The sequence below is a fragment of the Candidatus Nitrosopumilus sp. genome, assembly GCF_029882185.1.
Taxonomy (GTDB): domain Archaea; phylum Thermoproteota; class Nitrososphaeria; order Nitrososphaerales; family Nitrosopumilaceae; genus Nitrosopumilus.
Window position 1 is genome coordinate 1 of sequence record NZ_JAOULD010000041.1, and the last position, 10,100, is coordinate 10,100.

The 10,100-nt window shown below is 35.6% G+C and carries 14 protein-coding genes and 1 pseudogene; 3 read left to right on the plus strand and 12 right to left on the minus strand.

All coding sequences use genetic code 11. The annotated features are described in order from the left end of the window. From OEW78_RS08520 to OEW78_RS08535, 4 genes are all read right to left on the minus strand, one after another. The coding region (locus OEW78_RS08520; RefSeq protein ID WP_300326883.1) for a cellulose synthase family protein at positions 1-1,640 on the minus strand (1,640 nt) is incomplete at its 3' end. Positions 1,641-1,694: 54 nt separating this feature from the next. Next, positions 1,695-2,645, minus strand: a complete 951-nt coding sequence (locus OEW78_RS08525) for a 4Fe-4S binding protein (RefSeq protein WP_300326884.1) — start codon at positions 2,643-2,645, stop codon at positions 1,695-1,697. Positions 2,646-2,681: 36 nt separating this feature from the next. After that, on the minus strand, positions 2,682-2,993 hold the full coding sequence (locus OEW78_RS08530) for a hypothetical protein (RefSeq protein WP_300326885.1): 312 nt from the start codon (positions 2,991-2,993) through the stop codon (positions 2,682-2,684). A gap of 1 nt (position 2,994) precedes the next feature. After that, the gene (locus OEW78_RS08535) at positions 2,995-3,840 is read right to left on the minus strand and encodes a sulfurtransferase (RefSeq protein WP_300326886.1); all 846 of its coding nucleotides are present in this window, start codon (positions 3,838-3,840) and stop codon (positions 2,995-2,997) included. Positions 3,841-3,930: 90 nt separating this feature from the next. Between OEW78_RS08535 and OEW78_RS08540 the strand changes: the two genes are divergently transcribed. Both OEW78_RS08540 and OEW78_RS08545 read left to right on the plus strand, forming a co-directional pair. Beyond that, positions 3,931-4,746 carry an NAD(+)/NADH kinase gene (locus OEW78_RS08540; protein ID WP_300326887.1) on the plus strand — a complete coding sequence of 272 codons (816 nt, stop codon included), beginning with the start codon at positions 3,931-3,933 and terminating at the stop codon, positions 4,744-4,746. Next, positions 4,736-5,212 (plus strand): PIN domain-containing protein, encoded by a 477-nt coding sequence (locus tag OEW78_RS08545; RefSeq protein WP_300326888.1) that lies wholly within the window; start codon positions 4,736-4,738, stop codon positions 5,210-5,212. Before OEW78_RS08540 ends, OEW78_RS08545 begins: the two co-directional genes overlap by 11 nt. 61 nt (positions 5,213-5,273) lie before the next feature. Here OEW78_RS08545 and OEW78_RS08550 read toward each other — a convergent pair whose 3' ends face one another. From OEW78_RS08550 to OEW78_RS08585, 8 genes are read right to left on the minus strand one after another with little or no spacing between them, the layout of a single operon-like run. Then, positions 5,274-5,960: an ERCC4 domain-containing protein gene (locus OEW78_RS08550; protein ID WP_300326889.1), complete on the minus strand. Its 687-nt coding sequence runs from the start codon at positions 5,958-5,960 to the stop codon at positions 5,274-5,276. 50 nt (positions 5,961-6,010) lie between these two features. After that, complete coding sequence (locus OEW78_RS08555; RefSeq protein ID WP_300326890.1) at positions 6,011-6,412, minus strand: prefoldin subunit beta; 402 nt, start codon at positions 6,410-6,412, stop codon at positions 6,011-6,013. A gap of 23 nt (positions 6,413-6,435) precedes the next feature. After that, complete coding sequence (locus OEW78_RS08560; RefSeq protein WP_300326891.1) at positions 6,436-6,681, minus strand: KEOPS complex subunit Pcc1; 246 nt, start codon at positions 6,679-6,681, stop codon at positions 6,436-6,438. After that, positions 6,665-6,877 carry a 50S ribosomal protein L37 gene (locus OEW78_RS08565; protein ID WP_300326892.1) on the minus strand — a complete coding sequence of 71 codons (213 nt, stop codon included), beginning with the start codon at positions 6,875-6,877 and terminating at the stop codon, positions 6,665-6,667. The genes OEW78_RS08560 and OEW78_RS08565 overlap by 17 nt, the downstream gene beginning before the upstream one ends. 1 nt (position 6,878) lies before the next feature. Further along, the gene (rrp42, locus tag OEW78_RS08570) at positions 6,879-7,697 is read right to left on the minus strand and encodes an exosome complex protein Rrp42 (protein ID WP_300326893.1); all 819 of its coding nucleotides are present in this window, start codon (positions 7,695-7,697) and stop codon (positions 6,879-6,881) included. Between the two features lie 2 nt (positions 7,698-7,699). Next, complete coding sequence (rrp41, locus tag OEW78_RS08575) at positions 7,700-8,434, minus strand: exosome complex exonuclease Rrp41 (RefSeq protein WP_300326894.1); 735 nt, start codon at positions 8,432-8,434, stop codon at positions 7,700-7,702. After that, on the minus strand, positions 8,434-9,117 hold the full coding sequence (gene rrp4 / locus OEW78_RS08580; RefSeq protein ID WP_300326895.1) for an exosome complex RNA-binding protein Rrp4: 684 nt from the start codon (positions 9,115-9,117) through the stop codon (positions 8,434-8,436). The genes rrp41 and rrp4 overlap by 1 nt, the downstream gene beginning before the upstream one ends. Continuing rightward, the gene (locus tag OEW78_RS08585; RefSeq protein ID WP_300326896.1) at positions 9,117-9,803 is read right to left on the minus strand and encodes a ribosome assembly factor SBDS; all 687 of its coding nucleotides are present in this window, start codon (positions 9,801-9,803) and stop codon (positions 9,117-9,119) included. The genes rrp4 and OEW78_RS08585 overlap by 1 nt, the downstream gene beginning before the upstream one ends. A gap of 60 nt (positions 9,804-9,863) precedes the next feature. Here OEW78_RS08585 and OEW78_RS08590 point away from each other — a divergent pair. Next, positions 9,864-10,100, plus strand: a pseudogene (locus tag OEW78_RS08590) (DNA-directed RNA polymerase subunit alpha); the annotation flags it as partial.

Below are 10,100 nucleotides of genomic sequence, written 5' to 3' on the forward strand. Positions count from 1 at the left end.
GAAGCCATAACACCATCAAGATTTCCTCTAATTCTATCCAAGGGGTAAATGTCAGTGGCGTAACCAGAAATTGCCATATAGGCACCAAAAACAATTATTCCAAGGATTCCAATCATAGCTAGTCGATAAACAGTGTTTGCTCTTTTTTCCTTATTTGTAAGAGGTTTATCATTTACAGATTTGTTTCTTTTAAATCTAGTATGAGACAGACTCATGTAAGCAATATAGAAAAATCCAAGTGTTTGTAAAAGAATGATTGGAACAAATACCGGATTGTTTGAAAATATCGAAATAAAAATTCCCATTATTCCGTAAACACCAAAAAAGATTTCTAAAAGAGTAGTCTGTGTAAAAGGTAAATTGTATGCCTTGTTTTTCCAGTCATCATCTTTAGTTACAATACCATATTTTGGAGTTCTAAGGAACTCATTTTTCTTGCCAAGTACTGCATCAAAAACTGCAACTGTATTGTTTACAGACATTCCTGCATTGTAGACAAGCAATGCTGGAAGCAATTTTGCTTTTGATTTCCAGGATTTATCATACATGCCTTGGATAATCACAATATATGCACCAGGACCCATTGCAAGATATGTTGCAATAGTTAATGCAGGAAGAAAACTTACCACATAAAGATTGATTTGGCCAGCTAACAAAATAGGCAATGCCAAAAATTGGATCAGCATTAAAGGATAAACAATATGTCGTGTTAGTTGTATGAATGCTTGAATTTTTGCTTCAATTGCAACTTTACGTTTTAGAGCAACGTCAGTAAGTAATTTTACGGCACATTGGATAGAGCCTTTTGCCCAGCGAAACTGTTGTCTTTTTGCAGCATTCATTTGAGCAGGAAGTTCTGCATCAACTACAATATCAGGCAAAAACACACATTTCCAGCCTTTCATTTGTGCCCTATAACTCAAGTCAAGATCTTCTACAAGAGTAGCAGTATGCCATCCTCCAGCATTTTCAATACATCTGCGTCTCCAGATTCCAGCAGTTCCATTGAAATTCATAAAAAGATGAGAATTACTTTTTGCTTTTTGTTCGACAAGAAAATGAAAATCAAGACTCAATGCTTGTACTTGTGTGATGGTAGAATAGTTTTCATTTACATGTCCCCATCTACACTGAACCAATCCTATGTTGGATTTAGAAAAGTGAGGAATGGCTCTTTTAAGAAACCAAGTGGGAGGAATAAAATCAGCGTCAAATATTGCAACAAGTTCAGTATCGGTTGTTTTCATTGCATGTTTTAATGCACCTGCTTTGTACCCCTTTCTTGTTCCGCGCCTTACATGTTCAATTTGAAACCCTTGTCTTTTGTAATCATCAACCACATCTCGAAGTAATTCAACAGTATCATCATCAGAGTCATCACAGACCATAATTCTCATTTTGTCTTGAGGATAATCCAAGTTACAAACAGAATCTACTAGTCTCTTTGCAACATACTTTTCATTGTATATGGGCAATTGAATTGTCACTGAAGGAGTTCCCCAATCAATAGTTGCGGGAACTTCTTTTCGTTTTCTTGAAAGGAATGCAAGATAGTAGAAATTAACAGTATATGCAGTGATAATAATAGCTGAAAAAATAAAGAGATCAAATACAAATGTGGTAAAAGGGTTTAATGCCATGTCCCTAATTTCAGAGAATCATTAATCGCTATTTATACTTGTAAAGAATTCAAACTATTTTTGCTCAAAGATCTTAATTGCTTGTGGAGGACAAACACCTTCACATGCAAGACAAAAAATACAATCTGGTTCTTTTGACATTAATGGTTTCTTTTCAGATGCAGGATTTCCAGGAGTGTCAAACCATTCGTAGACACCTACAGGGCATGCTTCTATACATCCACCATCTGCAATACAAATGTCATAATCTACTGAAACAAATTCTCCCCAAACTCCCATGATACCATTATTTGTACCACGTCTACCCCAAGTTTTGATTGTGTGTTCTGGAGCATCATATGCAGCTGAAGGTTTCATTTTTGATTTATAATCAACATCGATTGGTCCAGGCTTTGCACCATCTGGAATTTCAATAGAGCTGTCATCTTCTTCAGCATCATCATCTTCTTTTGTCTCAACAGGTTTTGGTTTTGCACCAAGGACAATTTTTGCAAGAGGTGTCAGATCTTCTAATTTTTGAATAGCGGCAATTTCAGATATTTTTTCAGTTTTAGCAAAATAAGAAATCATCTTATCAGCTAAGATAGTATTTCGTAAAATAGTATCAATAACCATTTTTGCAAAATGATCTGCTTTCTTTCTATAGTCTTTAACCCAGTTTGGGTCACCAAACTTTTCAATTGGGAAAATTTGATAAATTATATCTACAACTTCTCCAGTGACAATTTCAACTGTAACTGACAAGTCAACTTCCTCGTATCCTTTTGCATCAGGATCATCCATGTTTTGCTCTTTCCAACGATATGTCGCAAAAATTCTATCAGCATACATGTCCATTTCAAATGCTTTTTTGAGACCATCATGAACTGATTTTATCTCAGCGACTTCTTCAAGTTTAATTGGTAATCTGTATAGTCCAAGTTTGAATCCATGTAATGGATATACACCACGTTTTGCAGTGGGGGCTTCCATTGACCATACTCGATCTTTTAGAAGTAGCGACATCTGTCTCTTGTGAAGTGATTTTATTTAAAAAGGTTATCAGTCGTCATCGTCAGGGCATGTGAGTTCTCGCAGTTCGGTGTACTTTTTTTCCATATCTTCTGCATGCACCACTACTTGTGAGAGATCATAAGATGTCTTTGGAAAATACCATCTTATTGGCACCCGATGCCCAATTCCATCCATATCATGGATCATGCCTTTGTCAGCTTTTACGTTAATTTTTTCATCAACAGATGTTTCTTTAATTTCAAGACCTCGTTTTGTTTTGTCTTCCATAACAATGTCAGATTCTCCGTCTTTGATAAAATAAAAAGTACCTTTCTTTAGAACAGGAAGGTCTAGAAGCAATTTATTTTTCCACAGGATTTCCTATCATGTTTCCCCATTCAGTCCAAGAACCATCATAGTTTCGGACCTTTGGATAACCAAGAAGGTATTTCAGTACAAACCAACTGTGTGAAGAACGCTCTCCAATTCTACAGTAACAAATTACATCTTTGTCAGGAGTGACACCTTTTGGTTCATAATTTTGTCTTAATTCCTCAACTGTTTTGAATGTACCATCAGCATCATTTACTGCAGTAGCCCAGGGAATATTGTTTGCATGAGGAATATGTCCACCTCTTTGTGCATGCTCCATAGGATATTCTGGAGGAGCAGTGATTTGACCTGTGAATTCTGCAGGAGATCTTACATCCACCATAACAGTGTCTTCTTTTCCTAATGCACGACTAACATCAAATAGATATGCACGTAATCCTTCATCAGGAGGTTGTGCAACATATTTTGTTGCAGTTATTTGAGGTTCACCAGTAGTGTAATCTTTATTTTCTAATTCCCATTTTTTTCTTCCACCATTCATAATTTTTAAATTTTCATGTCCGTAGATTTTAAAAACCCAGAAAACAAATGCGGCAAACCAGTTGTTAAAGTCACCATAAAGAATTACTTCAGTATCTGCAGTAATTCCATTTTTTGACATTAATGCTTCAAATTCTTTTTTGCTAATTATATCTCGTGTAACAGGATCATTAATGTCACGTTTCCACCAGATTAGTGTGGCACCGTTAATGTGACCTTTTTGATAACCGTTTACTGGATCATAATCAACCTCAACTAATTTTCTATTTTCATTAGGAGGATTTTGGAATACCCATTCGGTATCAACTAAAACTTCAGGATGTGCGTAACTCATAATGGATAGAAATCTATATTCATACTTATTTGTTTTTCCAAAAAATGCAAAAAATATCATTTTTAAGTAAATAGAATTCAGAAGAACTGATTGAAACTACAAAAAGTGGCCATAGTAAGCAAGGTAGGATCCAAGGATTCAGAGAAAGTCGCCAAAGATGTTGCAAAAAAGTTTTTAGCAAAAAAATCCAAAGTGTATACAATTTCTCCAATTGAGGTTGAAGATGCAACACAGTTTGAAACTCTAGAGGAATTAAAAAATGAAACACTAGATTTGGTGATTACACTTGGAGGTGACGGGACCACACTTCGAGTTTTTAGGAATTTAGAAAATGAAACACCGATTTTAACAATTAATGTGGGAGGGAATAGAGGAATCTTGGCAGAAATCACCATTGAAGAAATCGATGATGCAATTGAACAGATTTTAAAAGACAATTTCTTCTTAGATAAAAGAACAAGAGTTGTTGCATCTTGTGGAGGAAAAGAATTTCCTCCAGCATTAAATGAAATTTACATTTCAAGAACAAATTTGACTAAAACTGCAAGTATAGAAATTAAATTTCAAGATGATACAGTAACGCAAAAAATGGACGGAGTCATTATTGCAACACCTAGTGGATCAACAGGGCATTCATTTTCATTAGGAGGTCCAATTTTACATGAAAGTTTAGATGTTTTAATTATCACACCAGTTGCACCGGTATATAGATTGGCATCATTGGTTGTCCCTGATGAAAAAATCCAAATTACTTGTTCGCATGATTGTAATATTGCAATGGATGCACAAGTTGTAAAAACAGCAGGATATGAGGAACCAATTATCATAAAAAAATACAAAAAACCAGCAGTCTTTCTAAGATTAAAGAAAAGAGGGCTAAGACAGATGAGTAAGCTTGGATTTTAGAATTTTAGATGCTAGTGCGTTTTATGCAGGAGTGCCTTTTAGATCATCAGAGGATTGTTTTACAACATCACTAGTTTATGATGAGATTAAACACATAAAGAAAAATCATGATGCGTTGGGAACTTTACTTGAGACAAACAGATTAAAAATCAGAGAGCCAGATTCAGAGTCAACTAAAAGAGCAATTCAAGCATCCAAAGAAACAGGAGATTTTCCGCAATTATCAAAGCAAGACATTTCAATTATTGCATTATGTATTGAAACAGAGGGTCAAATAATCAGCGATGATTTTGCAATTTCAAACGTTGCTAAGAATTTAGGTTTGAAAATCCTCCCAATCATGACAAATGGGATTGCGGATGTGGGGAAATGGGTCCATTATTGTCCAGGATGTAAAACCAATCACTCAAGAGGAACAGCGTGTCCTGCATGTGGAACTCCATTGAAAAGAAAATTGCTCAAATAATTAGTTGAATAAAATTTTCCAATATCAGAACATTTGAATTCAGTCATTTTTTTGAAAATATTTATGAATCATGCAATGTTTTTTGATTAGAATTTTTTAGATGTTTACTTTTAGTATCTAAGACTTTTTTTATCTTCTTGGCCCTTGCCTCCCCTAAACCCTCAACTTTTGCAAGTTCGGCAGTTGTTGCAGTAAAAACTTTAAGAGGAGTTCCAAATTTTTCAAGCATTCTTACTGCAAATTTTTCTCCAACTCCAGGGAGACTGCAAAGAGATGAAAGTTGTTGTCGTTCCAAGTCAGAAGATTTTTTGATTTTTTTCAAGTAAGGCCCTTTTGGAGTATCTTTCCTTGAGCACATCGATACCAATAATTTTGCGGTATGAGTTGCACTAGGTGTTGGGATTACAGGAATTTTAAAATCCAAAACTACCGTGGATATTGCACCATAAAATATCAAAGGGTTTTCTGTAATTTCTTCAATCTCATCAACATTTCCCTCCATTAAGACAATGGGATGTTCAAAGTGTTCTTTTAGTCTTTCACATTGATCAAAGAGTCGCCCATCAAAAACAGATGCCATCAAGTCACGGATGCTTTTTCTCTCCACAATAGTTTCAGGGGCAACAATGTAATCTCCAATAGGAAGTGTTTTCATCTCCAAGTTCAGTCCAATTGATTTTAAAAGATCAGGAATTCCACTTTTTCGTTCTCTTTCATCTACGATTATTCTTAGATCTTCTAATTTCACAAATAGTGTCGGTATAGATTGTTAATATCTTATATGAAATGACTGAAAAATTATTTTCTCGGATTATCTTCAACCGGAGGAGATTTTGGAGGAGCATTTGAAGAGCCACCCTTCATCATTTCAGTGATTTTTGTTTCTTGTTCTTTTAGAGTTTCTTTTAGACGAGTTTCTTGTTTTTCAAGAACAGTGGAACGTGTTTTTACCATCTCGATTCGTTCTTCCAATTCGTCGATTAATTCTTGTTTTTTTGATTTAATCAAAACAGTACCAGCTTGTTTAAAGACGGTATCACCATCGGCAACTTTTCTTAATTCTTCAAGAGCTTTTTCAGTTTCTGCTTTTTCAATTTCTAGATGTTGTTTTTGAGTCATTACTGATTGTAAGCTTTGTTGGGAATGTTGTAATTTCATTAGCTGTTCTTGAAGCCATGGAGGCATTTGTCCTGCTGACATGTTTGATCAAAAAGTTTGTTTCATTATATCTTTACCGATTCGATTGAATCATAGCTGGCCTGAATTAATCGGAGTGTAGAATTTAGGTTTGCTCTAAGATGTGTGATTTGATCAGTTTCTACTGAAATGATAATTTTTTTGTCAAAGGTTATCTGGGTTTTTACAGGATTTTCAGGATAAAACTCATTGTCAGCATTTACAGAATCAAAAATTGCTTTTGACTTGTCTTTTGCATCAACGGTAATTTTTGCACTAAAGTTGGACGTCATATGCGGTTCCAGCTACTTTATAGCTGCACTTTTTGCAAGACCAAATTCCTACGGCATCTCTACCAAATGTTTGTGAACCACATTCAGGACAAGTTCTTTTTTCTTTTAGTTGGAGGTGGATTTTTGTATATTGTTTTCTAAGTTTAATTCCATAACGAGCCCCTAGTCCTTTAAGAGATTTTTTTGCTTTTGCCATTTTATTGACTGTCCTTTTGGGCTTCTTTTAATTTTTCTCTTATTTTTGCGCCTACCTTGACAGAGATTTCACCACATTGATTAATTTCATCCTGTGTAAAGCCATCGCTGCCTCCTTTTTGTAGAGCACAAATATTTCCATCAGAATCAGTTGTAATTGTAACACGGGCATCCATGCTTTCCCATTCATCGCCATTTGGATCAACTATGATATAGGTTCCAATTTTGCCCATAGTGACAGATACAGGGATTGTTGTAATCGGTAAAGGAGTTTCTTCACCTTCAGCTAGAACAGGTGAATCATCAGTCCAATTCCATTTAGGGGTTTTAGATGTAAGAAGTGCAGCCGTAGTAGCATATGAGCATGCATCAAATAGATTTCCATCATAATCAACTACAACATTATCTGCAAAGACTCCAATTACGGATTTGTCTTTTTCAATTACTAATTGAGAGACGTCCACCATATGACTTTCTCTAATTCCTCTATCTACAACTCTTGCCAATTCAATTACAGGAGGTTGCGGAGGTCCAGTTTCAACAGTAGGATGAGATAATGGTAAAAGCTCAGCTGTACAAATGAAAAGTCCTTTGTCACCAGTATCTGGGAAAGGTCTATCAGGTTGAATTTTAACTCCACATATTACTTCAGTATCACCAAGGAAAACTCTTGCAGAACCGTTTGCTTTAGGAATTGCATTAGTTTCAATTTTAATTTCACGTGCTTCATCAAATGCACGTCCATCAACTCTTTTTCCTTGTTCTAATAGTTCAAGAATTTGTGTTCTCTTTAGTTGGTCAATAACAGAAGTAGAAGTCAATTTTAATCATCTCCCTTTCCAAAGTATTTGTCATGTAGTGCTTTCTTTTGTAATTCATAAACAAGTTCACAGCCTTTAACTCCAACATCAACACATTTCTTGTATTCTTCAGGAGTTAGAACACCATCTAATTGCAATAATGTAATTTTCTTGAGACTTGGCATGTAACCAATTGGCATATCCGCTTGTCCTGCTTGATCTTCTTCATTGTTAACATCAAGAATTACAGTATCTGCGACTTTACCTGCGGCAATTGCTGCAACCATATCTCTCATTGGAATTCCTGCATCAGCTAATGCAACAGATGCTGCTGTAAGTGCAGCACATCTAGTTCCACCATCAGCTTGTAATACTTCAATAAACACATCAACTGCAGTTCTTGGGAATTTATCTAACATTACTGCAGGTTCTAGTGCTTCTTTGATTACTTTGGATATTTCAATTTCTCTTCTTGATGGAGCAGGATTCTTTCTTTCACCAACAGAGAATGGCTCCATATGATATCTAACTCGCAAAATTCCTGTATCAGTATCTGACATGTGTTTTGGATGTACGTCTCTTGGACCAAATACACCAACTAAGATTTTGTTATCACCAAATTCAATATAAGCAGAACCGTCAGCATTTTTTAGTCCACCGGCTCTAATCATGATTCGTCGCGGTTCGTCTACTTTACGACCATCACAACGAATACCATTTTCGTCCAATAGGACCATTGTTGCGTCTCTTCCGCCCATTATGATTCATCTTCCTTTATTTCTAACATTTCTTTCACTTGATCAGTTAAATTAGCAACATGTGCTTTTTCATTAATCATTTCGATTGCCTTTTTAGCCTTTAATAATCCCTCGGGCGTCTCACATGAAACTACAACCCAGCCATTCTGACCTATAGTCACAGCAGCATTAGTTGCCATCTCAATCATCTGAATCATACTGCCTCTCTTTCCAATTAGTCTTGGAACTTTGCTAGGAGAGATTTTCACCAAGTCACCAGAATCAATTTTTCCCAAATCTCTATCAGAAATTGTTACCAATGGATCTCGGGTTCTGTCAAAATTGGCGATTCTGGCAGCTACCAAGTCACCAGATTTTAGTTTGGAGGTTAGTTCATCTGCATGAGCAGAAAAATCCCTTCCAAATACATCCTGAGCAGGTAAAAATCCAACATAGCATGAATTGATATCCAATTCCCAAGACAATGAAGAATGAGAAATTACTTTTCCAATTACTAGATCATTAATTTTAGGAATGTATTTTCCAGTTAATGGGATCACTCTAACAGAGTCATCATAAATTTCAGATATCCCAATAGTGGTAGAAATGATCTTATTTCCGTCTAAAATTACATTTTGTTCAGGTCTAAATGGTCCAGTAGTTACTACATCGCCAGGAATTACGTATTTTCTCTTGTTATCCATTATGAAACTACCTCAACTGTGGCAGAGCCCTTTGTTATAGAACCTAATCTATCTATCACATTTGGCCTTGCTGCAGCGGGTATTTCAAGTATTGCTTTTAGTGAACCATTATTTTGCCATTCTTCTTTGTTTAGAGTTCCAACTGATTTTAGAACAGCATATGATTGAGATGCAAACTGCGCAGGGACAACAATTTCAAGTTTTAGACTTTCAGATTTTAGAGCAATGATAGAACGCAAATTTTCAACAATATCTTTTACCTGTTCATCTACTGTTTTGTGAGGATCAATTGAAACTCTGGTATCTTTCATAGCCTGCTCAATTCTGAGTGGAGGATGTGGAAGATGAGTCCTAGGATCCACATATGTTCTAGCAATAAATGTCACAATCTGTTTTTTCTTCTCTTCAATCATTTTTCGTCTTTGATCAGTTGTGAGATTTAGATCACCTTTCTTGAGAATAATTTCTGCAATTTCAGTGGGATCTTCAGTTTTGAAAGCATGTAGTAATTTTTCAGCAGCAGGTCTTGTTCCTTTACTTGCATCAGTGTAAATTTCATCAGACACCAAGATTGCTGAAATGTCCTTTTTCTTACCCAAGCGATAATCAAGTGCAGGGTCAGGCTTTACCATTATCTCAAATTTTTCCCCTTCAAAGGAATATCGGACCAGTGTATAATCTGCCATTTCTAAAATAGTTATGAGTATTTGCTATTTATCTATACGTAAAACTAGCTAGATTTTTATGTGGACTTTGAAGATTTTGTTCAAGATTTGTCATCCTTAGATGTAGTTAGTAAAGATAATCAAAAGATTGCAGTAAAACTTAGGGGTATTCCATTACAATATGCAAATGCATTAAGACGTGTATGCCTCAACGGTGTTCCAGTATTTGCCATCGATACAGTAGACATTATTGAAAATTCCTCCGTATTGCCAGACGAGGGTTTGGCTCACAGATTAGGACTCATTCCATTAACTACA

Coding starts and splice junctions, on each gene's coding strand:
- OEW78_RS08525 (WP_300326884.1), bottom strand. CDS start 2,645: ATGTCGCTACTTCTAAAAGATCGAGTATGGTCAATGGAAGCCCCCACT.
- OEW78_RS08535 (WP_300326886.1), bottom strand. CDS start 3,840: ATGAGTTACGCACATCCTGAAGTTTTAGTTGATACCGAATGGGTATTC.
- OEW78_RS08555 (WP_300326890.1), bottom strand. CDS start 6,412: ATGTCAGCAGGACAAATGCCTCCATGGCTTCAAGAACAGCTAATGAAA.
- OEW78_RS08560 (WP_300326891.1), bottom strand. CDS start 6,681: ATGACGTCCAACTTTAGTGCAAAAATTACCGTTGATGCAAAAGACAAG.
- OEW78_RS08565 (WP_300326892.1), bottom strand. CDS start 6,877: ATGGCAAAAGCAAAAAAATCTCTTAAAGGACTAGGGGCTCGTTATGGA.
- rrp41 (WP_300326894.1), bottom strand. CDS start 8,434: ATGGGCGGAAGAGACGCAACAATGGTCCTATTGGACGAAAATGGTATT.
- rrp4 (WP_300326895.1), bottom strand. CDS start 9,117: ATGGATAACAAGAGAAAATACGTAATTCCTGGCGATGTAGTAACTACT.
- OEW78_RS08585 (WP_300326896.1), bottom strand. CDS start 9,803: ATGGCAGATTATACACTGGTCCGATATTCCTTTGAAGGGGAAAAATTT.